A 24,578-nucleotide genomic window follows, 5' to 3' on the forward strand; every position below is an offset into this window, starting at 1 on the left:
ATAAATTTATCGACTCGAAAAATTATAGCCGAATAATTTTTAAAATACTAAAAGTAAATGAATTGTAAAATTCCTGAGCGTAAATGATGCATTTGAATAACACAAGAGTGTGTAACTTTGGCACTGAAATTCTGGCGATGAGGTATTACAGCCCCCACTTAAGTTAATTTAAAATGGGTAATATAGTCGATTAACGCCGCTTCGGTCAGCGGTTTACTAAATAAAAAACCTTGTCCAATTTCACATTCATTCTCGACTAAAAAATCAATATGTTCTTGGGTCTCAACGCCTTCAGCGATCACGTGCAGTTTTAATTTATGCGCCATTGCTATAATAGCTGCAGATATCGCCATATCATCGGTGTCATGGGGGATATCTTTAACAAAAGCGCGATCAACTTTTAGGGTATTTACCGGAAAACGTTTTAAATAACTAAGTGAAGAATAACCTGTGCCAAAATCATCGATAGACATTTGCACGCCTAAGGCTTTGATATCCTTCATATGATTTATTGCATCGTCTATACTGCCCATTAACATAGTTTCGGTTACTTCAATATCTAATATTTCAGGCTTAATGCGCGCATTGACCATTGCCTTTTTAATCACGTGTGTAATATTATCATCTTTAAATTGTCGGGCAGATAAATTAACCGCAATCGTATAATTGGTATCAAATTTCGTGTTTATTCGTTTAATAAAGCGACACGATTCTTCTAATACCCAAGCGCCAATTTCAACAATTAACCCTGATTGCTCTGCTATGGGTATAAATAAATTGGGTGCGACTAATCCATCTTGTGGATGACGCCAGCGTACTAATGCTTCAAAACCAAAAATAGTTTTAGTTGCTAAATCAATTTGCGGCTGATAATGCAATTCAAACTGTTTATATTTAATAGCATCTCTTAATTGGCTTTCAATAACTATCGATTTTTGCGCTGCTTGACCTAAGGCAGGATCGAAGAAGTAATAAGTGCTACGACCGGCATCTTTCGCTTTATACATGGCTAAATCAGCATTTCTCAATAGTGATTCCATATCGTTTGTATCTTGAGGCACCATGGTAATACCGATACTGGCCGAAACAATGACTTCCGCACCTGATAATTTAACCGGTTGTTTGATCTCGCTTTGCAACTGATTAGCTAATAATGCAGCTTTATCGGGCGATGCAATACCGCTCAAAATAACGGCAAACTCATCTCCACCTAATCGGGCAATGGTATCTTCTGTTCGGAGTCGATTGGTGATTTTATTTGAAATGTTGATTAATAATTCATCGCCAGCATCATGACCCAGAGTATCATTTATACGTTTAAACTGGTCTAAGTCAAAATAAAACAAGGCAAAGGAGTAATGACCTCGCTTTGTCATTTCTAATGATTTGCTTAATTGATTTTTAAAATAAGCTCTATTATACAATCCTGTTAATGAGTCATGATAAGCCAGTTTTTCCATTTGTTGTTGGCTTTTTTTGATGAAAGAAATATCGTGAGATGCTGAAACATAATACTTTTTATCTTTAATTTGCTCATCCATTGGCGAAAATGTTTGAGAAACCCAAACGGGTTGATCATTTTGGGAATTTAATAGTAAATCACCTTTCCAAGGTAATCCGGCAACAAGCTGCTCATAGGCTGTATCAAGTACCCACACCATTTGCTCATCAAATATTTTGTGTATTTTGTTGCCAACAACATCACTTTCATGACCTGTCAATTGTAAAAACTTAGGGTTGGCATACACAATAGAAAAGTGTTCATCAATAATGGCAATTGCGGTTTCACTATATTCAACCGCATTGGTTAATAAGATAGCAGAGTGCTGTGCTTTACTTTTTTCAATAATTTCTTCTTCTAAGCCTAGAATCAATTTCTGGTTTTGCTGAGTCACTTTTTGCATCGCAATCGCCACTGTCGACACTTCATCTTTTTTCTCTTTTTCGATACCGATATCGAGCTCACCACCTTGGTATTCTGATGTCAATTGGGCTAGATGCTCCAATCGGCTCAAAAAAACGTGTTTAAGCATAAAATAAAGTAACGATGATAATATCAGGCCAAATATAATAACCCCCGAGAGCATAACCAACTGAAATTTTCGTACATACAGCTCTGTGACATCACTTGATTCAGCCACCGCAACAAACCAATTTAATTGTGGTATTTGTTTAATCGCCACCCAATAAGCTTCGCCATTCTCATCAACATAACGCATCAAGGTATGATCTTGCGAACTCGATTGGTTTTTTAACATTTTTTTCAGATCGACCGACAGCAACTCCTGACTATTTAATTGTTTGTTCATTGAAGCCTGAGTGTTAGCTAACTGCTCATCGTAATCTGGGTGGGTAATAATGTTACCAACACCATCAAATAAAAAAGCAAATTGTTGACTTTGATTATCAACCCATTGATTAAGTACTTTAGGCAATTTAGATAAAACATAATCACTACCGGTGACCCCCACAAATTCATCGTTAACATAAACGGGAATAATTAAGCTTGTCATCCAACTTTGCCAAATATCGTCGTAATAAATAGGCGTCCAGATAGGTTTGCGTTCAGGGTTATTTGAAGGCGTCGCAACAGAAAAAAACAAGTCTTGCGAGAACTGATGATTAGCCTCAATTTCTAAAGCCCATTGCCCCGGCGATATCCGAATAAAATCATTTTTGCTGATAAAATAAAAATTTAAGAAGTTGGTTTGCATCAACGTTGCGATTTCATCAAAAGCGTTATTGGTCGCGCTAAAAAGTTGTTGATTAGCCAGCGTATAAGGTTGTGTATTAGAGAGAAATGCCGCACTTTTTTGATTATCAGACCGATAACTCCCATCCGACTGTTTAGCAATAGAATGCGCTTTTACGATCGGTTTAGCTAAATCAGCCGTCAACAATTGATTAGCAACGATCCCTAATTCACGCATAGAATCAAAGTGATCGGACAAATAATCACTAGACGATAAGGCAATTTTATTTAACTTTGATTGCATTCTATTATGTGACGAGTTGCGCTCGACAGTAGAAAATACAAACGCACCGATTAAACCCGATATAAAGCACGACAGTATAATTAAAATAGTAATTTTAGAAGAGAGTGTATTTAACCACTTCGTCAGGGTCCAACCAGGTATTTTATCCATCAGTAATTAATTGCGACTCATTAATAGATTGAATTTTTCGGTTATGATTAAAATATACAATCAAAATGTCAAAAATGCACTGTGTGTAGAGTAACTTTATAAAATTCCTATATTTTTATGAACTTAAAGCAAACAGAGTCAATAAATAACCACTATTATTATGGCTTGCTCAACGATCAACCCTATTTGTAAGTGTTTGATGCTTTTATCTGCATTTTCACATTAAGTATGTTGAAGTCACATAACGATAGAAATAGAATGACACTTAAATAAATACTCAAGTCACTTCATATAAAGGTACAGCTTTAATGGCTCAATTTGTCTATAGCATGTCTAGAGTTGGGAAAATTGTTCCCCCTAAACGTGAAATCTTAAAAAATATCTCATTAAGTTTTTTCCCCGGTGCCAAAATTGGTGTATTAGGTCTTAATGGTTCAGGTAAATCGACGCTATTACGCATAATGGCTGGTATAGATCAAGAAATAGAGGGTGAAGCGCGCCCAATGCCGGGGCTTAAAATAGGTTATTTGCCTCAAGAACCTCAACTTGATCACAGTAAAGACGTACGCGGTAATATTGAAGAAGCCGTAGCCGAAGTCAAAAATGCGATTGCCCGTTTAGATGCCGTTTATACTGCTTATGCAGAACCAGATGCTGACTTTGATGCACTGGCTAAAGAGCAAGGTCAATTGGAAGATATTATTCAAGCGCAAGATGGCCATAATATTGATAACGTTTTAGAACGTGCAGCCGATGCTTTGCGTTTACCACCGTGGGATGCCGATGTTTCTAAATTATCAGGGGGTGAGCGTCGTCGGGTTGCTTTATGTCGTTTATTACTTGAAAAACCAGACATGTTACTGCTTGATGAACCCACTAACCATTTAGATGCAGAGTCTGTCGCTTGGTTAGAACGTTTCTTACATGAATACCCTGGCACCGTTGTGGCAATCACGCATGACCGCTATTTCTTAGATAATGTGGCCGGTTGGATCCTTGAACTTGATAGAGGTGAAGGTATTCCATGGGAAGGTAATTATTCATCGTGGTTAGAACAAAAAGATGTCCGCTTACAACAAGAACAGAAATCAGAACAAGCTCGTCAAAAATCGATTTCGCAAGAGCTAGAATGGGTAAAATCAAACCCGAAAGCACGCCAAGCCAAAAGTAAAGCGCGTTTAGCGCGTTTTGAAGAGTTAAATCAATCTGATTTCCAAAAACGTAATGAAACAAACGAACTTTACATTCCGCCAGGTGAACGTTTAGGTGACAAAGTGCTTGAAGTTAGTGGTTTATCTAAATCATACGATGGCCGCGTACTGATCGACAACTTGAGCTTTAGTGTCCCTAAAGGGGCAATTGTTGGCATTATTGGTCCAAATGGTACCGGTAAATCGACCTTATTCAGATTACTTTCAGGCGCTGAATCAGCGGATTCTGGCTCAATTGAATTAGGCGATAGTGTAAAATTAGCCAGCGTTGATCAGTTCAGAGATCACATGGATGACACAGCTACGGTTTATCAAGAAATTTCAGAGGGTGCCGACCTAATAAAAATCAATAATTTTGAAATTAATGCGCGTGCATATTGCAGTCGTTTTAACTTCAAAGGGACCGATCAACAAAAAATTATTGGTGAATTATCCGGGGGTGAACGTAACCGAGTGCATTTAGCTAAGCTGTTAAAAACAGGTGGTAATATGTTATTGCTCGATGAACCAACAAATGATTTAGATGTAGAAACGTTACGCGCACTTGAAAATGCCCTACTCGATTTCCCTGGTTGTGCAATGGTTATCTCGCATGACAGATGGTTTTTAGACCGCATCGCAACTCATATCATGGATTATCGTGACGAAGGTAATATTAACTTCTATGAAGGTAACTACACTGAATACGAAGCGTGGTTAAAAGAAACACTCGGTGAAGCCGCGGTTCTAAACCCACAGCGTATCAAGTACAAAAAAATGAGTTAATTTTTAACGATGAAACATGTCGTTTATAAAGCGACATGTTTTATGAGTATCTAGCTTGGGTAGATTACGTTAATTATGCACGCTGATTTATGCGTGTTTAGCTTATTTTTAACACCACAAAAATTCAAAACCTTTAGCCGTTAATTGACGAGCATAATGCTTATTGTTAAAGCCCCTTAGCAATTTTGTGTTGGTATTCTTAACTCTTTTACACTATCTTATAATAAGTGTTTCACAATATGAAAGAGTACAAAATGGATGAAAGACGACGTTTTAATCGAATTGTTTTTTCTACAACGGCTAAATTACATTTGGCGGATGAAGTGTGGGATGTTGAATTAGTCGACTTATCATTAAAAGGAGCATTAGTTAAAACAATAACGCCATCTGATTTTGATCCACATCATATTTATCATATGGAATTTAAGTTACCCGACACAGATTTTACTATTTTAATGTCGGTCAATATTGCCCATCAAGAAGACGGATACTTAGGTTTGTTATGTCATCATATTGATATAGACAGTGTGACTCACTTGAAAAGAATGATCGAATTAAATTTGGGTGACGGTGAAATGCTTAATAGAGAGTTAGCGCACTTAAGTAAATAATCGACTAAATGAAGCCTTTTTATATTTAGTTTATATATATAATAGAGAGAGAGAGGCAGTAACACTAAGCCAAATAAATAGGATGACTTAATGTTACTTTGCCAAATTATTTATCATTTATTTGTTGTTTTCGCTGCTTTTCATACTCTTCATAACTTTGCTTATTAGCCGCCTGCCGGCAGCTTTCATAGTTCACAGTAATATGCTTTAGGCATTCACGTTCATTATGTTTTTGCACATGTTGGTATAGTTGTTTATTTGAACAGGCCACAGCAAATAAACAAAAACTAAATACCACGCACCTTTTATTTTTTAACAAGACTAACCTCCCTTTAAATAGATAATATTAAGACCTAGTAGTACGCATAAAGTTCGCCTAACTTGCAAGAAAGGTATCAATTAATAACGATATTTTATCCGCTAAAGCGAGCTCGAGTTCCTCTAAATTACCTTTAAAAGTATCCATGTATTTTTCAGCTTGTTCATGGGTCAACCTTTTACCACAGTAACTGTATTCCATTTCAGCTAACGTTTTATCATATCTAGGTGTAATTTTAATATGTAAAATAGCGGAGTTTAACCTTGAGACTTCTTGTTGCGCAAACAAACAAAAACGCTCTACTTTGTCGATCCCATCTGGCCCCAAAGAGCCTGGCTCAACCCTAAATAAGACCACTAATTTTTTATTAATATCTGGCATGCATTAATATCGATTAAATACGTATGTATTTATCCTAGATAATAAAAATATAAACGGCCAATATTTGTGCTAAATATTTAGTTTAATTAAACATTAATATTTTTAACTTGTTCAAGTTACTCACTTTATCAAGTCGGCCATAATTAATAAAAAGGTCTATTTTTTTATCGTGATTAAGATCAGTGTAAACAATGTTATCGGCATTTTGTGGCAACGTAACCGACAACGCTTGATTATCATTTTCATAGATACGCTTTAACGAATGGCTTTTAACTTGTCCCATGGTAATTTCTAACTCGTTTTCATCATTAGACAATATTAAATCTTGAGTTTTATCTCCATTAAGATCGATGAGTTTAACGACGGGCTGACCAGTTGTGCCTTTTGTTAAACTAAAATTAATCTCAACTTCAAAAGTGTCTAGCGGCTCTGATTCAAATCGCCCATCGCTCAAGGCAAAAATTAATACATCTTGCGCTATACTGCCTGAAATAAGGGCACTCACGATCTCAGAAACACCAATATCAAATGCAGATACAATAATTTCTTTTTTATTGTCATTATTTAAATCAATAATTTTTAAGTCAGACAATGTATCAGTAGCGCTAATAACGGTATTCGGTTTTTCTGCAAATTTAACCGCTTGACCGTTTGCCTGACCAAAGTAAAATTCATAATCATTCGTTTTATCAAGTACACCTGAGCTTTTTGTGTAACGTACAACAATATCAATAATGCCATCACCGTTAATATCATCGATTGCGTCGATAACTCGATACGTCAAATTACTTTGATCTAAGCTTCGACCATCCGCTTCTCGTTTATCCCACCAGTTAAGGGCATTAAAACGTTTATTAATATTAACTTTTATTGGTGTCGTGTTGTATGAACCAGCGGGGGTTTGTAGATGTATATCGAGCGTATTTTCATTAATAGCGATCAAATCTTTCAATTCGTCTTGATTAAAATCAAGATTAAAAATAGCGGCCGTTATATAGGACAAATAGCCGTTGTTAATATTTAATTGATTTGTCGTTTGGATCGTTATTTTTTGCCAACTCTGCGGTGTGTGTCCTTGTTCACATTGACCTAACCACACATGATAAGTATCAAAATAAGGAATCGAGAAGTCTTGACAATCATCATGGTTAACATCAACCGAAAAATTGAGTAAGCCCGTAAACGCTGACTTGTTAGCACGATACATTGTTTCAAGTTGCAGTATCGGCTTAAAACTTAATGGCTGTTCAGGTTTATATACGAGCTGGTATACCTCATTTTTAGCTAACGCATAAATATATTGCTGTTGTTTGTTTTGTGATACATCTAAAAAGAAAAAAGCATCCGGTATTTGAACGACATCGACTATTTTAAAACGCTTATCTTGTGTAGAAAATTGAGATATCGCCAGCCATCTCACGTTGTTTTTATCAATACCGATTGAAATAATTTCACTTTCGTTTAGCCCATCTAGATTAGCGATTAAACTTGGCTGAGAAATGTTAAAAGGCAGTGTGATTTCATGTTCATGATAGGTAAGTTTGGCTAACACGTTTAAATGTATTAAACATAAAATCAAGCCTAAATTGATCCTTAATAGTGACATAATTTATTCCATTCGTTTTTATGTTAAGACAGGTTTTAGCGATAAGGGTTCAATTAATTTACATTTTTAATGGTTAATTTTAAGGCATTGAGATCAAGCGGCTCTGATATGAATATCGTCATCGGTGGCACTTTGTACAACTTGAATAAGCTTTTCTTTTACCAATTCTAAAATCGCTAAAAACGTAACAACAACCCCTGCTCGACCTTCTGTTAATTCAAAAAAATCACGAAAAGGCATAAACGTATTTTGCTGTAGCGTTTCTAAAATTTTAGTCATCCGTTCACGAGTCGAAAGCGCCTCAGCCGTTATTTGATGATGTTTAAAATTATCAATGCGTTTTAAAACATGACCAAATGCGGTAATTAGTTCATGTAAATCAACATCTGGAAAAATAATATCTGGTTCAATGGTTTCACTCAAAGGCACAACATCATAAAAAATATCACGATCGACCCGTGGTAACTCGTCAATACTTTCTGCGGCTAATTTAAAAACTTCATACTCTTGCAAGCGTTTAATTAATTGCGCTCTTGGATCTTCTTCTTCATCTTCTATGGTTATTTTTTTAGGCAATAATAATCGAGATTTAATTTCGGCAAGAATTGCAGCCATAACCAAATACTCTGCGGCCAGTTCTAAGTTGAGATTTTTCATGATCTCAACATACTCCATATACTGAGTAGTTATTTGATTAATCGGTAAATCAACAATATCAAATTTTTGTTTTTTAATTAAATACAGAAGTAAATCAAGCGGACCTTCAAAAGACTCCAATATCACTTCAAGCGCCTCTGGCGGTATAAATAAATCTTCAGGTTTATTTATCGCTTCACCTTTAACATAGGCAAAAACCATTTCATGTTGAACGGGTTCAGATGCAGCTTTCAATGTTGTCAAACCTTAATTATTCAAACGGAGAAACATCGCCATTACCCACTCGAATTATTTCAATAGTATCTTCACTCATATCAATAACCGTCGTTGGCATTTCAGTTAAATAACCGCCATCAATGATTAAATCAACCACTTTTTCTAAGCTATCTCTAATAGATTCAGGATCGCTTTCAGCATGTTCTTGATTTGGTAAAATGAGCGTTGACGACATAATAGGCTCACCTAACTCAGCCAACAAATCTAAAGCAATTTTGTTATTAGGAATACGCAAGCCAATGGTTTTTTTCTTTGGATTTTGTAGTTTTTTGGGTGCATCTTTAGTCGCTTTAAAAATAAACGTATAAGCACCTGGGGTATTATTTTTTAATGCTCTAAACGCTTGGTTTCCTACCTTGGCATAAGTCGATAACTCAGAGACATCGCTACAGACTAATGTAAAGTTATGGTCGAGATCGATGTTCCGAATGCGACAAATTTGTTCTAAAGCTTGTTTTTTTCCTAATGCACAACCGAGTGCATAACCCGAATCTGTCGGGTAAACAACAACGCCGCCTTGTTTGATTATTTCAACCGCTTGGCGAATAAGGCGAGCTTGTGGGTTTTCGGGGTGTATATAAAAATATTGACTCATAATTATCCTTAATGGTCCTTGGTAATAGACCAGTCATGCCAGATAGGCGTTACTATATCAGGCAAATTAATATCTCTTCCTAATTCACCAAATCGACCAATATGATGAAAGTCCGATCCAGCAGATGCTTTTAAATTTGCATCAATCGCGTATTGGGCAAGTTGCTGTTTTTCATTAGGCGATTGTCTAGGCAGGCTCACTTCAATAGCTTCACCGCCTTCTTGTGCAAAATAGGCAACCAATTTACGCACCCATTTATTCGTTAAATCATAACGAGTCGGATGCGCAAGTACAGCTTGTCCTCCTGCCTCTTTAATCCATTTTATCGCTTCGGGTATATCAATCCAACCCGGTGATACATAAGCTTTAGCATTTTTTGCTAAATATTTTTTAAACGCTTGATCAAAAGAACTCACATGACCTTCATTAACTAAAAATTTAGCGAAGTGTACGCGACTGATGCTTTTGCCACGAGCGTAATGATTCGCCCCTGCTAAAGCGCCTTTAATGCCACAGTTTTCTAGTTTGTGAGCATATCTTTCGGCGCGATTAACTCGAGTTTGAAGTTGCTGATCTAAACGGCTTTTAAAAAGGCTGCAATTTCGGTCAACGTTAAGGCCAACAATATGAATTTCTTGGCCTTCCCAACTGGTTGAAATTTCGACACCATTAATAATTTGCAGCTTAAGTTTGTATTTGGCTTTAGCTTCGTAAGCTAAATCAAGTGCTTGTATCGAATCATGATCCGTTATAGCTAATACATCAACTTCGAAGGTACTGGCGCGTAAAACTAACTCAGCAGGTGTAAGAGACCCATCAGAGCATGTGGTGTGACTGTGTAAATCTATTTTCATGTCGCTTATTCAGAATTTTGTGGTCTTATCAATAAAAGCTATTGTAAACCTTAATTTTTAGGTTGACTTTAGGCCTGTAAAACGGTTTTATTAACAAATAGATTTATTGCAATACAGCCACGTTTTATCAGCTTTAATAATTATAGGTAATTAATGTCAATGTCTACTATTTATTATTCTAACACAGTTAATGTTTGTTGGTGGCACTCAGCGTAATTGCGGGAGTGTATTGTTGTAACCATTTATACATGAGCCCGCTAATTAGCGGGCTTTTTTATAAATACTGCTAATTAGAATAATAACAATTGCTTACAATTCGAGTACAATGCATCCCTCGAGTTGCGACTACAGACTAAAAAATCAGAGCGTTTAAATGCAACCTAACATTTATACATCAGAACTATCTATTGATTATACAACCGATCCATTATCGGTTTTTGAAAATTTAGCCCAAACTCGGCCGCAAGCCGTTTTATTAGAATCAGCTGAAGTTGATAGTAAAGATAATTTAAAAAGCTTATTGCTCATTGATGCAAACTTGAGAGTGGAATGTAATGGCCAACAAGTTAATATCAATTTACTCACCCAATCAGGCCAAGTTGTATTTGATTATTTAAAAACAGAACTCAGTGAGTTCATTATTGAAAGCTCAAACGATGAATTAATTTGTGTATTCAAGCGTGCCGATGATTTTATATCCGAAGCTGAGCGCCTTAAAAAAACAAATCCTTTTACGGTATTAAGGCTTATCCATCAGTTAGGGTTACAAAATAAAGGACATGATTTTGCAACCTTTCTTGCGGGCGTTTTTGGTTACGATTTAATCGGCATGGTTGAAGAATTACCTCAAGTTCCGACGGGTGAAAATGCATGCCCAGATTATGTTTTTTATTTGGCTCAAAGTTTATTAATAACCGATCATCAAAACAAAACATCTGAGATTATTTATAATCAATTTGGCCAAGCAGACACGAAAGCCGACGGTTATCTAGAAAGTTTAGCTGAAGAAATACAGCAAACGAGTTTAGCTAACAACGCTGTCACACCTTATTTATCACAAAGTGATGTTAAAGTTGACAAATCAGATGCTGAATTCATCCAAGATGTCATTAATCTAAAAGAACACATACGTGTTGGTAACATTTTTCAAGTTGTACCGTCTCGTACTTTTTCTTTGCCTTGTACCGATTCACTAGCGGCTTATCGTAAATTAAAACAGCAAAATCCAAGTCCTTATATGTTTTATTTAAAGGATCAAGATTTTGTTTTATTTGGTGCCTCTCCTGAATCATCAGTTAAATACACACACCATATCAATGAAGTTGAAGTTTATCCGATTGCGGGGACTCGTCGCCGAGGATTTAACTCGGATGGTACGTTCAATTTAGATTTAGATAGCCGTATTGAGCAGGAATTACGCAGCGACACCAAAGAATTATCTGAGCATATGATGCTCGTCGATTTAGCTCGCAATGATATAGCCCGCGTGGCAAAACCGGGCACACGCTATGTAAGTGACCTACAAAAAGTCGATCGTTATTCTTTTGTTATGCACCTTGTATCACGTGTAAAAGGTGAATTAAAAGATGATTTAGACCCACTACATGCCTATCAAGCTTGTTTAAACATGGGAACCTTAGTGGGTGCGCCTAAAGTCAGAGCGGCAGAGTTAGTCAGAAAAACCGAACGAAAAACACGAGGTAGTTATGGTGGCGCAGTCGGGTACTTAGCAGCTAATGGCGACATGGACACGTGTATTGTGATCCGCTCAGCATTTGTTGCCAATAACCAAGCTCATGTACAAGCAGGTGCTGGCGTTGTGTACGATTCAGATCCGCAATCAGAAGCCGACGAAACTCGCAGTAAAGCGCAGGCCGTTATTAACGCAATTATTGCGTCTCAGGAGAAGTAAAATGGCTAAGACTACAATTTTTTTGTTAGATAATTTTGACTCATTCACTTACAACTTAGTTGATGAGTTAGAATCATTAGGTTATGAATTAATCGTTTATCGCAATAATATACAAGCAGATGTTCTATTTGCAAAAATGCAAGCTTGTACTAATGAAGTCGTTTTATTATTATCTCCTGGGCCGGGTAACCCAGCTGAAGCGGGTTGTATGTTAGATTTGATATCATTGACAAGAGGCCACTACCCTATTCTAGGTATTTGTTTAGGTCACCAAGCCATTGTTGAACAAAGTGGCGGCGTGATTGGAACGGCGGGCCAAATTGTGCACGGCAAAACATCAAAAATAGATCATAATAACCACGCCGTATTTACCGGTTTAGACAACCCAATGTATGTAGCAAGGTATCATTCATTAATGGCAACTGAAGTACCCGATAGTTTAGATATAATTGCAAAACTCGAAACTGACGAGCAAACGATCCCCATGGCGGTTTTTAATGCCAAAGATAAGATGTTAGGTTATCAGTTTCACCCTGAAAGTATTTTAACAACATACGGCTCTGTTTTACTCAAGCAAAGCTTAGATTTCTTAACTGCTAAAAACGCTATCGCATAATTATAATAAGGAACATAATGCTACCATTTATTCAAAATGCATTAGACGGCCAAGATTCGACTAAAGCACAGAGCACTGAGTTTTTTAGTCAGGTTATTTTAGGTGATATTGACCCAATCTTGTTAGCGGCTGTGTTAGGTGCGCTTAAAGTTAAACACGAGCAACCCGATGAAATAGCCGGTGCTGCGGCAGCAATGCGAAAGAATGCGCTGATATTTGATAAACCGCAAGATGGGCTTATTGCCGATAGCTGCGGTACAGGTGGTGATGGCGCAAACACCATTAATATTTCGACCACAGCAGCGATAGTAGCAGCCGCTTGTGGTTTAAAAATGACTAAACATGGTAATAGAAGTGTTTCAAGTAAATCAGGTTCAGCAGATTTACTTGAATCATTTGGTGTTAATTTAACGCCAAGCCCAGATCAAGCGCGTATCTGTCTTGATAAATCTAACATCTGTTTCTTTTTTGCTCCGCAATATCATGCGGGTATTAAACATGCAATGCCGGTGAGAAAAACCTTAAAAACACGCACTATTTTTAATATTTTAGGGCCTCTCACTAACCCAGCCGCACCACAAATACAACTTATGGGAGTGTATTGCCCAAGCCTAATAAAACCCATTGCTGAAACATTGAAATTATTAGGCCTCGAACGAGCGATGGTCGTGCACGGTTCTGGCTTAGATGAAATTGCTTTGCACGGACCAACCCAAGTGGCTGAGTTAGTTAACGGCGAGATCAAAGAATATGCATTAACGTCTGATGATTTTGGAGTACCCAGTGTAACTCTTGATGATATCAAAGGTGGAACCCCTGCCGAAAATGCTGAATTTACTAAACAAATTTTAGCGGGTGAAGGTAATACCGCGCATATTAATGCTGTCGCGATAAATGTATCTGCTTTATTGGTTATGGCTAATTTAGCCATTGACTTTAAAGACGGCGTACAAAAAGCAAAAGCGGTTTTAACCAACGGCAAAGCATTAGAAACTTTAGCCTTATTTGTGGAGCACTCGAATGGCTAACGTCTTAACACAGATTTGTGATGACAAAAAAATTGAACTCGCGCAACTTAAAAAAGATTTCCCTTTAGAATCTTTTATTAATGAGCTAAGACCTTCAAGTCGCAGTATGTATGATGCGCTTAATAAACCTCATGCGGGCTTTATACTGGAATGTAAAAAAGCCAGTCCTTCAAAGGGTTTGATCCGCGAAAAATTTGACCTCGACGAAATCATTGCAGCTTATGGCCCCTATGCTAGTGCAATCTCAGTACTCACAGAGAAAAAATATTTTCAAGGTGATTACAGCTATGTTAAGTATGTAAGAGAGCGTGTTTCGCAACCTGTTTTAAATAAAGATTTTTTTGTTGATCCTTATCAAGTCTATCTCGCACGATACCATAAAGCCGATGCTATTTTATTAATGCTCTCGGTGTTAAATGATGAGGAATATCGCAACCTTGCCAGTATTGCCAATGAATACAAGCTTGATATTTTAACAGAAGTATCAAATGAAGAAGAATTACAGCGCGCAATTGATCTAAATGCCAAAATTATCGGTATAAACAATCGTAACTTACGTGATTTATCGACCGACCTGCAAACCACGCGAGATTTAGCCCCATTAGTTCCTAAAGACAGAATCATTATTTCTGAGTCAGGGATCTATACTCACGACCAAGTGAAAGAGCTAAATCAATATGCCAACGCGTATTTAGTGGGTAGTTCATTAATGGCAAAAGCGAATTTAACTAAAGCCGTTAAAAAACTCATATTAGGTGAACATAAAGTCTGTGGCTTAACTCGCCCAGAAGATGCTAAGGAAGCATACAAAGCAGGCGCCATTTACGGTGGATTAATTTTTGCCGAAAAATCGCCACGTTGTTTAAATTTAGAGCAAGCAGCTCAAGTTAAGTCAGGCGCGCCTTTAGATTATGTGGGTGTATTTGTTGATGCGCCAACCGAATTTGTGATCAGAACGGCACGTGCATTAAATTTAAAAGTTGTACAGTTACACGGCAAAGAAGACCAAGCCTATGTACAAAAAATTAAAAATGAACTCGCTGATACAGTGCAAATTTGGAAAGCACATAATTTAAGTCTCGACAGTTTACCGGAGTTAAACCATATTGATCGTTGGCTTTTCGATTCGGGTAGCAGAGAACAACCTGGTGGCACTGGTGTAACGTTTGATTGGCAACTTTTAGACGCGCTAAATATACAACAACCTTATATGTTAGCCGGTGGCTTAACCGCCGAAAATGCTCAGCTTGCCGATAAATTGGGCGCAATAGGATTAGACTTTAATTCAGGCTTAGAAAGCGCACCTGGCATTAAAGATAAAGATAAAATCCGAGCTGCATTTTTAGCCTTAAGACAGCGTTAATCGAATTTAAAGAGAAGAATATGACTAAAACGTTAGACCCGTATTTTGGTGAATTTGGTGGACAATACGTTCCTGAAATACTAATTCCAGCTTTAGATCAGCTAGAACAAGAATTCATTGCAGCACAAGATGACCCCGCTTTTATCGAAGAGTTTAATACATTATTAAATGAATATGCGGGTAGACCAACGCCTTTAACCCTTGTTCGAAATTTATGTCGTAACACAAAAACCAAAATATATTTAAAACGTGAAGATTTATTACACGGTGGCGCTCACAAAACGAACCAGGTTTTAGGTCAAGCCTTGCTCGCAAAACGCATGGGTAAAAAAGAAATTATTGCCGAAACCGGTGCGGGCCAACACGGTGTTGCCACCGCTTTAGCATGTGCATTACTTGGCTTAAAATGCAAAGTGTATATGGGAGCAGTCGATTGTGAACGTCAAAAACCCAATCTTTTTAGAATGCGCTTAATGGGTGCTGAAGTGATCCCAGTACACAGTGGTTCTTCAACCTTAAAAGATGCTTGCAATGAAGCATTACGTGATTGGGCTGCAAGTTACGAAACCACACACTATTTATTAGGCACAGCAGCCGGTCCTCATCCTTTTCCGACGATTGTTCGTGAATTTCAAAAAATGATTGGTGAAGAAGCCAAACAGCAAATACTTAAAGCCGAAGGTAAATTACCCGATGCGGTTATCGCTTGTGTAGGCGGTGGTTCTAATGCCATTGGTCTGTTTGCAGATTTCATCGCTGAAGAAAACGTTAAATTAATTGGTGTTGAGCCTGCAGGTAAAGGTATTGATACGGATCAACACGGTGCGCCACTTAAACATGGCCGTAAAGGTATGTTTTTTGGCATGCATTCATTATTGATGCAAGATACCAATGGCCAAATAGAAGAATCATATTCAATTTCTGCAGGGTTAGATTTTCCATCGGTTGGTCCTCAACATGCGCATTTAAATGCCATTGGTCGTGCCGATTATGTATCGGCAACCGATGACGAAGCCCTTAGTGCCTTTCATGCATTAGCAAAAGAAGAAGGCATTATTCCTGCACTCGAAAGTTCTCATGCCCTAGCCTATGCAATAAAACTTGCTGAACAAGAGCCAGAAAAAGAACAAGTTTTAGTGGTTAACCTTTCAGGTCGAGGCGATAAAGATATTTTTGCCGTTGCCGAAATTTTTGAGGAAAAAGGGATTTTATAATGAATAGATACGAAACGTTATTCGAAAACCTAAAATCTAAAAATCAGGGTGCCTTTGTTCCTTTTGTTACGTTAGGTGATCCAAATTTTGATGATTCATTAAAAATTATTGATGCATTAGTCGAAGGTGGAGCGGATGCACTTGAATTAGGTATCCCGTTTTCAGATCCAGTTGCTGATGGCCCAACCATTCAAGCCGCCAATATACGGGCTTTAAATAGTCATGTAACCCCGCCTCGTTGCATTGAAATGTTAACGATTATTCGAGAAAAATATCCTGATATTCCAATTGGTTTATTACTTTATGCAAACCTCGTTTACTCAACCGGCATTGATAGCTTTTATAATAAATTAGCCCAAGCGGGTGTAGATTCGGTTCTTGTTGCTGATGTGCCTTTAAAAGAATCCGAACAATTTATAACAAAAGCTAAACCACATGGGCTATTAAGTATTTTTATCGCACCGCCTAATGCCAGTGATGCCACCTTACAAAAAATAGCAGCAAAAGGTGAAGGTTATACTTATTTGTTAAGTCGTGCAGGGGTCACAGGCGCTGAAACAGCAGCCGGTAAACCAATAACCGAATTGCTCGATGGATTAAATAAATATAATGCAGCGCCGCCACTATTAGGGTTTGGCATTTCACAACCTGAGCAAGTTGCCGAAGCGATTACAGCCGGCGCAGCAGGCGCTATTTCAGGTTCAGCCGTTGTTAAGATCATTGAAAATAACTTAACTGATATTGACGCAACTTGTCGCGCTTTACGTCAATTTGTGAGTTCAATGAAAGCGGCAACACAACTCTAGACAAGTGACTTGGGTATATTAAAAACCCTGACGAAGAAACCGTGTTTCTTCGTCACTTTAATGCTCAATAATCGATTCCACTCCACCCGATCCTTAAAAATCATCATAAATAATGTAAAGAGAAAATTATGTGGTATGTTATTTTTAGTCAAGATGTAGAAAACAGTTTACCGTTACGTAAAACGGCTCGCGAAGCGCATATCGCACGCTTAAAGGCTTTAGCCGATCAAGGCCGTTTGTTAGTCGCGGGGCCAAACCCAGCAATCGATGCTGAAGACCCTGGCGAATCAGGTTTTACCGGTTCAACGGTTATAGCAGAATTTAATTCTTTAACCGACGCACAAGAATGGGCAGATAATGATCCTTATATTGCCGCGGGTGTATACCAAAACGTCATTGTAAAACCGTTTAAAAAAGTTTTACCTTAAACGTCCTTTCGCATTTTTAAAATTAATCTAGATATGTTCATATGAATATATCTAGGGCGTGTTTATCTTTGTCGTATAGATTTTGTTCAATTCCAAAGCGTTTTGATCGCGGCATTGGCTTGATGGGATAGTGGTTCTACGTCAAAAGCCAATAACAAAGAGCAAAACGTTTTGGATTGAACCCAAAGGGCAGCGCATTTGCACTATTTCTACTACGTTGCCCCACATGGATGTGGGGTAAGGAGCCTTTGCAGGAGCATAAAGTCTTTATCGCTCTTTTATGTAGAATCACTACACCGCAATCGCTCTGCCTTGTATAAATCGTGCAAATACGGCTGCAAAAGCATACACAAAAGATAAAAACGCCCTAGTGACCTAACCTGTTTTCCAAGGCATTCTGCATTTTGAAACCGGCACTGTTGCTACTTGTCAGCTGACATTTCTTTTTCAGGTAGTTGAACCAAATACCAACTCACACCTATTCCAATAATCATTAATAGTAAAGTAACAGGCCACTTTGCCGCAATAAAACAAGATATAATTAAACTCATCCACAAAAAACTGATGGCTTTAATTTTGGCATTACGCGGAATACCCGCCCCCGCTAAATAGTCAGTTAACAAAGCGCCAAACAGGTTGTTAGTTAATAACCAATGATGAAAACGTTCAGACGATCGAGAAAAACAAAATGACGCGGCTAAAATAAAGACAAAACCAGGCATCAAGGGTAAAATAAAACCAATAATACCGAGCACCGTAAAAATGCAGCCTAACCCGATTAAACATACTTTGGGTATTGCTTTAAAAGCCATTTATTCTTCCTTTAACGTTAAATGATTCATTATTTTAATTGTCAGGTCTTATACCAATTCATATTAATAAGTGCTCTCTCAGAATGCATCCAGCGTTTTTTGAACAAGGCGTCGGTACACAGGAATGGTTGTTCCCTTTCAAATACCGATAATGCAGGTCAAAAGCCGCTGAGGCATTCCTTTCAGGCGAGTTTTAAACTCTCGCTGAGTGGGCACTTATTATTACGGATTGGTATTAAGTCAATGAGTTACCTAATTAATCATAGTTGAGGTTTTAGCTATGCCCAATTTAATTGTTACAATTTATTAACACGTTAGTTATAACTTGCCCATTAATACCGGGTTAATACATTCAAGTGTAAAAATACGCCAGCCAAAACCAAGACCAAGACCAAGACCAAAGATAAACACGCCCTAACCTTAAAAGATAAGATTTTCTAACGTAATACAGGTATAATCCGCGCGTATTTTTCTTCTAGAGACCCCGCCATTATGATGCCAAAAGCCCAAGATATATTCACCTACCCAAAATATTGGGCAGAGTGTTATGAAAAAGCGCCATTTTTACCCATGTCACGTAAAGAGATGGATCAACTAGGCTGGGATAGCTGCGACATTATTATTGTATCAGGTGATGCTTATGTTGATCACCCCAGTTTTGGTATGGCTGTAATCGGTCGCACTTTAGAAGCACAAGGTTATCGAGTTGGCATTATAGCGCAACCAGATTGGAACTCAGTTGACGATTTTCAACGCTTGGGCAAGCCCAATTTATATTTTGGTGTTACCGCCGGTAATATGGATTCAATGATCAATGCCTATACCGCTGATCGACGCATCAGAAAAGACGATGCTTACACACCCAATAACGTGGGTGGTAAACGCCCCGATCGCGCCACTTTAGTTTATACCCAAAGATGTAAACAAGCTTTTAAAGATGTGCCCGTTATTATTGGTGGCATAGAGGCAAGCTTGCGTCGAATAGCGCATTACGATTATTGGTCAGATAAAGTGAGACGATCGGTATTGCCCGACTCAAAAGCCGATTTACTTATTTTTGGTAACGCTGAACGCCCATTAATTGAAGTTAGTTATCGCATTGCACAAGGTGAAGATATTGCATCTATTAGAGACGTTCGCGGTACTGCAGTCATGGTTAAAGATGCCCTGCCTGAATGGCAAGGAGTTGATTCAACAACGTTAGATAAACCGGGAAAAATAGAAGCCAAGCCCAACCCCTATTTATCAACAGAAGTTACGACCTGCGGTAGTAAAGAAGAAATTAATACCGACAACGATGAAGCTAAACCGGTTGTTGTGCAAATGCATAACCCGAATACCAAAAAGAAAAAACCGTGGGAAAATGTTTATGTGCAATTACCGGCTTATGAACAAGTTAGAGCCGACAGAACCTTATATGCACATACATCGCGTATTTTACACCAAGAAACCAACCCAGGTTGCGCTCGTGCATTAATGCAACGCCATGCCGACCGTTTTGTTTGGATCAATCCACCTGCTATCCCATTAGAAACCAATGAAATGGATGGTGTATTTGATTTAACCTATGCCCGTATACCACACCCAAGTTATGGTAAAGCTAAAATACCCGCATACGACATGATTAAAACATCCGTTAATATTATGCGCGGTTGTTTTGGTGGCTGCACTTTTTGTTCAATTACTGAACATGAGGGTCGAATAATACAAAGCCGTAGTGAAGATTCAATAATTAAAGAAATTGAAGAAATACGTGATAAAGTGCCTGGGTTTACCGGCGTGATCTCAGATTTAGGCGGCCCAACCGCCAACATGTATAAATTAAAATGCAAAAGCCCAAAAGCAGAAGCAACTTGTCGACGTTTATCTTGTGTATGGCCTGATATATGTGGCCACATGGAAACCAACCACGAACCCACAATAAACTTATACCGTCGAGCTCGCGATTTAAAAGGGATCAAAAAAGTATTGATCGCATCAGGTGTTCGTTACGATATCGCAGTTGAAGATCCACGTTATGTTAAAGAACTGGCTAAACATCATGTCGGCGGCTATTTAAAAATTGCACCTGAACATACTGAAGAAGGCCCATTAAGTAAAATGATGAAGCCAGGTATGGGCACCTACTATAAATTTAAAGAGCTCTTTGATAAATATTCAAAAGAAGCAGGTAAAGAACAATACCTGATCCCCTATTTTATCAGCTCACATCCAGGTACAACACCGCTCGATATGGTTAACTTAGCCATGTGGTTAAAGCGTAATAAATTTAAACTGGATCAAGTACAAAATTTTTATCCTAGCCCAATGGCAACAGCCACTACGATGTATCACACTGAGCATAACCCGCTTAGCAAAGTTACGTATAAATCAGCCAAAATATCCATTGCTAAAGGTGACAAAGCGCGACGCTTACAACGCGCTTTATTACGCTATCATGCGCCAGAAAATTTTCAAACCATTCGTGATGGCTTAAAAGCCCTAGGATTAAGTAAATATATCGGTAGGGGGCCAGAGCACCTTGTGCCCCCACCAAGCCGCGATGAACTAAAACGTAAACCGGCCGCTACTAAGCCCGGTCAAGCGGCAGCCAGCAAACATACTAAATCGCAATTTAAATTTGATCCGCGTAAAAACCAAAAATCGCGTATTAAAACTAACAAACCAGGTCGTTAAATCTATATGAGATTAGATAAATATATTTGTGATTCAACCGAAATATCACGCAAAGATGCAAAAACCATTATTCGTCGTGGCGAAGTAACCGTTAACGATAAAGTGTGTAAAAATGCGGCTTACCATGTCGCCGACACTGATAAAATTGTTCACGACAATAATGAACTGACTTTAATTGGCTTGCGATACATCATGTTACATAAACCGATGGACATGATTTGCTCAACAGTTGATGAAGCTTATCCTTCTATACTCAACTTAATTGATGTGCAAAAACACGGTGACTTGCGTATCGCCGGACGACTTGATGCCGATACCACCGGCCTCATCTTAATTTCGGATGATGGTAAATGGACACACCGGATCATGTCACCAAAATCTGATTGCAATAAAACGTATCAAGTTTGGCTAGCAGAACCAATATCTGCAGAAGCAATAGCGCAAATTGAATCGGGTGTGCAACTTAATAACGAAAAAGAGCTGACTAAGCCGGCTACAGTTGAAATTATTGATGAAAAGCAAGTAAACTTAACAATTAGTGAAGGCAAATACCATCAAGTTAAAAGAATGTTTGCCGCAACGGGTAACAAGGTTACCTATTTACACCGTACTCAAATAGGCGCACTCAAGCTAGATGCTGATTTACCAGAAGGTGAATGGCGATATTTAACGGCAGAAGAAATAGCCTTTTATTAATAAACGTTATGCTCAATAGCTCAACGGCTAACAAAAATGATAATTCAAACAACATCCCGATAAAATTACACTTGACTCTAAGGTTGTTTGAGTTATCTTGTTATTAACATTTTTTTTACAATAAATGGATTTATCTTGTTACTGACAACCCATTTGCATTTGGCATTTCGAGGCCTAATTTAGGTCGATGAAACGTTGGAATTTAAAAATGCGCTTTGCTGATAAAATTTTTGCATTAATCTTATTTACTGCATTATTATCAATTGCCTTAGTCGCATCTTCCCTTACCTATTTAGCCATTAATAACTACAAACAAGGTTTGACGACTTCACTGATCGAAAAATCTAACTTAGTGGCATACAACACTGCATCTGTTTTAACATTTGAAGATGAAATAGGCGCGCGTAATATACTGAGTGCGTTTAAAACAAATGCAAACATTATGCATGCCGCTTTATTCACCCACCCCTTAAACAGCAAGCCCGTTTTATTAGCGGCTTATGATTATCAACACAAAGATTATCGTAATACCCAACTCAACTTTTCAGCCTATATAGACACCCCTATATTTAAAGGCAATGAACTGCATTTTGCCAAACCCATATCAATAGATGATGAAGTGGTTGGCTACCTATATTTGCATGCAAACTTAACTCAACTTGAAAGTTACATAAAAAAGAGCATTGGCATAACGTTTGCTGTGATCGTGATTAGTTTGATCGCAGCCATGGTATTAGCCCTCAAATACCAACGTATATTATTAAAACCGCTTAATTGCCTAATTAATACCACACAGCAAATAAGAGCCAATAAAGATTATGCCATTAGAGCCAATCAAGATTCGAACGATGAATTTTCAGCATTAGCTGAAAATTTTAATCACATGCTCACCGAAATCCAAAATCAAGATTTAAAGCAAAAAGCAGTTGAAACCGAAATACGTCAGCTCAACTTACATTTAGAAGATATTGTTAAAGAACGCACACAAGCGCTGGCCACATCAAACACCAGCCTGCAAACCGCACTTGAAAATTTGCAAAACTCACAAGACCAGTTAGTTGAGCAAGAAACGATGGCATCATTGGGTAAACTAGTGGCCGGCGTTGCACATGAAGTCAATACGCCCGTTGGCATTGGTGTGACGGCAGTGAGTCACCTCGAAGAAATTACCGCTAAATTAAAACAAACATTTGAAAACAAAAAACTCACGGCTGGTGAACTAGAACATTTTATCAATAACTGCAGTGAATCTATCGATGTCATCACTAAAAGCTTAAATAAAGCAGCAGAACTGGTCAGAAGTTTTAAACAAGTTGCGGTTGATCAGTCTTCTGACGACGAGCGTCCAACGCATTTAAAACAACATATAAATGATATTTTAACCACGTTAAGACCCAAGTTAAAACAAACAGAACATAGAATTCATGTAAAAGTAACTGACGAAACCGTCGTTACCAATGCGGGTGCGTTATATCAAATCATTACCAATATGGTGATTAACTCAATATTGCACGGTTTTGAGAATATTAAACAAGGTAATATTTATATCAATTTGCAAGTCATCGACAATCACGTTTTGTTAAATTACAAAGACGATGGCGCGGGTATCGAAACCGATGCATTAAAGAAACACTTCGAACCCTTTTATACCACAAAGCGTTTAGCCGGCGGAACAGGGTTAGGCTCACACATTATTTATAACCTAGTAACTCAAGCCCTGCATGGTTCAATTAAAGCCACAAGCCTAGGCAACCAAGGTTTAGAATACAATATAAAATTTCCTATCACCAAGCCCACAACCAAACTTAATATATTAACAAAAGATTGTAGCGTTAATAGTTGATGGTTGGTGGTGTTTAACGCAATAAACGAGTAATTCGACAAGCTCGTTATGTATCTAAATAAGGTTTCGAATTCACAATGAAAATTTTATTATTACTGATAATAACTACATTTTCAGCAGCCAGTATGGCAGAACAAAAAACAGCCCCTTTGCCAAAGCATTTGGAAAAAGAAGTTTCAATCGATTTAAATGAAAGAACATTTTACCCAATCATTAAATCAGGCGACTGGATCGGAATAAAACATGGTGCAGTTTACTCTACGTTAATTGGCTCTAAAGAATCACCGGAGGTTGTCATCGGTTTTGGATACGATACTCCAGACAATTTTATCTTTTTAACTCACCAGGATAGCGATAAAGTTGATTTAAATGCTACGGTACAAAAAGCCTTTGCGAATATTGAAGCTATAGATGTTACTTTTACGCTATCTAAATCACTAGACAATAAGGTGTTAACCGCGAGTGGAAAACCTTTTAGTAGTGAAGCAATATTATCTAAAAAACAAATGCAAAAAGCTCATAAAATATTAAATGCAAAACAGCTATTTGTTTCAATCGCTAGAAGAACAGGGTTAATGGTTATAGCTCAAGATGCTCCCAAAAATTGATTAAGTAAATTTGTTTATCTACATAATTATGCTTGGAATGACGATAGTTACGGTAACGCGCCAATAGCCAATATAATATTTGTAATCGAAAACGGTGAGATTGTTGGATCTATTCCATTAGCTATTGAGGAATAATTTTCATTACAATGATGCTA

The 24,578-nt window shown here is 37.8% G+C and carries 20 protein-coding genes; 13 read left to right on the top strand and 7 right to left on the bottom strand.

Annotated features, from left to right (window positions below):
- Positions 1–158 precede the first annotated feature (158 nt).
- On the bottom strand, positions 159–3,146 hold the full coding sequence (locus DPX34_RS05175; protein ID WP_111977344.1) for a bifunctional diguanylate cyclase/phosphodiesterase: 2,988 nt from the start codon (positions 3,144–3,146) through the stop codon (positions 159–161).
- A gap of 308 nt (positions 3,147–3,454) precedes the next feature.
- Between DPX34_RS05175 and ettA the strand changes: the two genes are divergently transcribed.
- Entirely contained in the window at positions 3,455–5,122 is a 1,668-nt protein-coding gene (gene ettA / locus DPX34_RS05180; RefSeq protein ID WP_111977345.1) for an energy-dependent translational throttle protein EttA, read from the top strand.
- Positions 5,123–5,361: 239 nt separating this feature from the next.
- Positions 5,362–5,733 (top strand): PilZ domain-containing protein, encoded by a 372-nt coding sequence (locus DPX34_RS05185; protein WP_332872816.1) that lies wholly within the window; start codon positions 5,362–5,364, stop codon positions 5,731–5,733.
- Between the two features lie 376 nt (positions 5,734–6,109).
- Here DPX34_RS05185 and DPX34_RS05195 read toward each other — a convergent pair whose 3' ends face one another.
- The 5 genes from DPX34_RS05195 to DPX34_RS05215 all read right to left on the bottom strand — a co-directional run bounded on the left by DPX34_RS05195 (position 6,110) and on the right by DPX34_RS05215 (position 10,421).
- The gene (locus DPX34_RS05195; RefSeq protein WP_111977348.1) at positions 6,110–6,433 is read right to left on the bottom strand and encodes a hypothetical protein; all 324 of its coding nucleotides are present in this window, start codon (positions 6,431–6,433) and stop codon (positions 6,110–6,112) included.
- An 82-nt stretch (positions 6,434–6,515) separates the two neighbouring features.
- Entirely contained in the window at positions 6,516–8,039 is a 1,524-nt protein-coding gene (locus DPX34_RS05200) for an FG-GAP repeat domain-containing protein (RefSeq protein WP_111977349.1), read from the bottom strand.
- Between the two features lie 93 nt (positions 8,040–8,132).
- A complete protein-coding gene (locus DPX34_RS05205) occupies positions 8,133–8,897 on the bottom strand; it encodes a segregation and condensation protein A (protein ID WP_111977487.1) in 765 nt (254 codons plus the stop codon).
- Positions 8,898–8,946: 49 nt separating this feature from the next.
- Positions 8,947–9,567, bottom strand: a complete 621-nt coding sequence (locus DPX34_RS05210; protein ID WP_111977350.1) for an L-threonylcarbamoyladenylate synthase — start codon at positions 9,565–9,567, stop codon at positions 8,947–8,949.
- A gap of 8 nt (positions 9,568–9,575) precedes the next feature.
- Positions 9,576–10,421 (bottom strand): PHP domain-containing protein, encoded by an 846-nt coding sequence (locus tag DPX34_RS05215; protein WP_111977351.1) that lies wholly within the window; start codon positions 10,419–10,421, stop codon positions 9,576–9,578.
- Between the two features lie 373 nt (positions 10,422–10,794).
- On the opposite strand from DPX34_RS05215, the gene DPX34_RS05220 reads away from it, so the two are divergent.
- The 7 genes from DPX34_RS05220 (at position 10,795) to DPX34_RS05250 (ending at position 17,788) form a co-directional block, all read left to right on the top strand.
- Entirely contained in the window at positions 10,795–12,333 is a 1,539-nt protein-coding gene (locus DPX34_RS05220; protein WP_111977352.1) for an anthranilate synthase component 1, read from the top strand.
- Between the two features lies 1 nt (position 12,334).
- Positions 12,335–12,949 (top strand): aminodeoxychorismate/anthranilate synthase component II, encoded by a 615-nt coding sequence (locus DPX34_RS05225; protein ID WP_111977353.1) that lies wholly within the window; start codon positions 12,335–12,337, stop codon positions 12,947–12,949.
- 17 nt (positions 12,950–12,966) lie between these two features.
- A complete protein-coding gene (gene trpD, locus DPX34_RS05230) occupies positions 12,967–13,977 on the top strand; it encodes an anthranilate phosphoribosyltransferase (protein WP_111977354.1) in 1,011 nt (336 codons plus the stop codon).
- Entirely contained in the window at positions 13,970–15,340 is a 1,371-nt protein-coding gene (trpCF, locus tag DPX34_RS05235) for a bifunctional indole-3-glycerol-phosphate synthase TrpC/phosphoribosylanthranilate isomerase TrpF (protein WP_111977355.1), read from the top strand. The genes trpD and trpCF overlap by 8 nt, the downstream gene beginning before the upstream one ends.
- Positions 15,341–15,360: 20 nt before the next feature.
- Complete coding sequence (gene trpB / locus DPX34_RS05240; RefSeq protein WP_111977356.1) at positions 15,361–16,554, top strand: tryptophan synthase subunit beta; 1,194 nt, start codon at positions 15,361–15,363, stop codon at positions 16,552–16,554.
- Positions 16,554–17,360 carry a tryptophan synthase subunit alpha gene (gene trpA, locus DPX34_RS05245; protein WP_111977357.1) on the top strand — a complete coding sequence of 269 codons (807 nt, stop codon included), beginning with the start codon at positions 16,554–16,556 and terminating at the stop codon, positions 17,358–17,360. The genes trpB and trpA overlap by 1 nt, the downstream gene beginning before the upstream one ends.
- A gap of 128 nt (positions 17,361–17,488) precedes the next feature.
- Entirely contained in the window at positions 17,489–17,788 is a 300-nt protein-coding gene (locus DPX34_RS05250) for a YciI family protein (RefSeq protein ID WP_111977358.1), read from the top strand.
- Between the two features lie 422 nt (positions 17,789–18,210).
- Here DPX34_RS05250 and DPX34_RS05255 read toward each other — a convergent pair whose 3' ends face one another.
- Positions 18,211–18,600: a YbaN family protein gene (locus DPX34_RS05255; protein ID WP_111977359.1), complete on the bottom strand. Its 390-nt coding sequence runs from the start codon at positions 18,598–18,600 to the stop codon at positions 18,211–18,213.
- Between the two features lie 492 nt (positions 18,601–19,092).
- Between DPX34_RS05255 and DPX34_RS05260 the strand changes: the two genes are divergently transcribed.
- The 4 genes from DPX34_RS05260 to DPX34_RS05275 all read left to right on the top strand — a co-directional run bounded on the left by DPX34_RS05260 (position 19,093) and on the right by DPX34_RS05275 (position 24,423).
- Complete coding sequence (locus DPX34_RS05260; protein ID WP_198673633.1) at positions 19,093–21,276, top strand: YgiQ family radical SAM protein; 2,184 nt, start codon at positions 19,093–19,095, stop codon at positions 21,274–21,276.
- A 6-nt stretch (positions 21,277–21,282) separates the two neighbouring features.
- Positions 21,283–21,972: a 16S rRNA pseudouridine(516) synthase RsuA gene (gene rsuA / locus DPX34_RS05265; RefSeq protein WP_111977360.1), complete on the top strand. Its 690-nt coding sequence runs from the start codon at positions 21,283–21,285 to the stop codon at positions 21,970–21,972.
- Between the two features lie 187 nt (positions 21,973–22,159).
- Positions 22,160–23,815: a sensor histidine kinase gene (locus DPX34_RS05270; protein ID WP_111977361.1), complete on the top strand. Its 1,656-nt coding sequence runs from the start codon at positions 22,160–22,162 to the stop codon at positions 23,813–23,815.
- A gap of 77 nt (positions 23,816–23,892) precedes the next feature.
- Positions 23,893–24,423: a hypothetical protein gene (locus DPX34_RS05275; protein ID WP_232824664.1), complete on the top strand. Its 531-nt coding sequence runs from the start codon at positions 23,893–23,895 to the stop codon at positions 24,421–24,423.
- Positions 24,424–24,578: the final 155 nt, after the last annotated feature.

Origin of the sequence: Algibacillus agarilyticus, from assembly GCF_003286125.1 — a bacterium.
In the GTDB taxonomy this organism is placed as follows: domain Bacteria; phylum Pseudomonadota; class Gammaproteobacteria; order Enterobacterales; family Alteromonadaceae; genus Algibacillus; species Algibacillus agarilyticus.

What these genes read in the sequence shown, in the direction of transcription:
- DPX34_RS05175 (WP_111977344.1), bottom strand. Translation starts at nt 3,146, where the DNA reads ATGGATAAAATACCTGGTTGGACCCTGACGAAGTGGTTAAATACACTC.
- ettA (WP_111977345.1), top strand. Translation starts at nt 3,455, where the DNA reads ATGGCTCAATTTGTCTATAGCATGTCTAGAGTTGGGAAAATTGTTCCC.
- DPX34_RS05185 (WP_332872816.1), top strand. Translation starts at nt 5,362, where the DNA reads ATGAAAGAGTACAAAATGGATGAAAGACGACGTTTTAATCGAATTGTT.
- DPX34_RS05195 (WP_111977348.1), bottom strand. Translation starts at nt 6,433, where the DNA reads ATGCCAGATATTAATAAAAAATTAGTGGTCTTATTTAGGGTTGAGCCA.
- DPX34_RS05200 (WP_111977349.1), bottom strand. Translation starts at nt 8,039, where the DNA reads ATGTCACTATTAAGGATCAATTTAGGCTTGATTTTATGTTTAATACAT.
- DPX34_RS05205 (WP_111977487.1), bottom strand. Translation starts at nt 8,897, where the DNA reads ATGGTTTTTGCCTATGTTAAAGGTGAAGCGATAAATAAACCTGAAGAT.
- DPX34_RS05210 (WP_111977350.1), bottom strand. Translation starts at nt 9,567, where the DNA reads ATGAGTCAATATTTTTATATACACCCCGAAAACCCACAAGCTCGCCTT.
- DPX34_RS05215 (WP_111977351.1), bottom strand. Translation starts at nt 10,421, where the DNA reads ATGAAAATAGATTTACACAGTCACACCACATGCTCTGATGGGTCTCTT.
- DPX34_RS05220 (WP_111977352.1), top strand. Translation starts at nt 10,795, where the DNA reads ATGCAACCTAACATTTATACATCAGAACTATCTATTGATTATACAACC.
- DPX34_RS05225 (WP_111977353.1), top strand. Translation starts at nt 12,335, where the DNA reads ATGGCTAAGACTACAATTTTTTTGTTAGATAATTTTGACTCATTCACT.
- trpD (WP_111977354.1), top strand. Translation starts at nt 12,967, where the DNA reads ATGCTACCATTTATTCAAAATGCATTAGACGGCCAAGATTCGACTAAA.
- trpCF (WP_111977355.1), top strand. Translation starts at nt 13,970, where the DNA reads ATGGCTAACGTCTTAACACAGATTTGTGATGACAAAAAAATTGAACTC.
- trpB (WP_111977356.1), top strand. Translation starts at nt 15,361, where the DNA reads ATGACTAAAACGTTAGACCCGTATTTTGGTGAATTTGGTGGACAATAC.
- trpA (WP_111977357.1), top strand. Translation starts at nt 16,554, where the DNA reads ATGAATAGATACGAAACGTTATTCGAAAACCTAAAATCTAAAAATCAG.
- DPX34_RS05250 (WP_111977358.1), top strand. Translation starts at nt 17,489, where the DNA reads ATGTGGTATGTTATTTTTAGTCAAGATGTAGAAAACAGTTTACCGTTA.
- DPX34_RS05255 (WP_111977359.1), bottom strand. Translation starts at nt 18,600, where the DNA reads ATGGCTTTTAAAGCAATACCCAAAGTATGTTTAATCGGGTTAGGCTGC.
- DPX34_RS05260 (WP_198673633.1), top strand. Translation starts at nt 19,093, where the DNA reads ATGATGCCAAAAGCCCAAGATATATTCACCTACCCAAAATATTGGGCA.
- rsuA (WP_111977360.1), top strand. Translation starts at nt 21,283, where the DNA reads ATGAGATTAGATAAATATATTTGTGATTCAACCGAAATATCACGCAAA.
- DPX34_RS05270 (WP_111977361.1), top strand. Translation starts at nt 22,160, where the DNA reads ATGAAACGTTGGAATTTAAAAATGCGCTTTGCTGATAAAATTTTTGCA.
- DPX34_RS05275 (WP_232824664.1), top strand. Translation starts at nt 23,893, where the DNA reads ATGAAAATTTTATTATTACTGATAATAACTACATTTTCAGCAGCCAGT.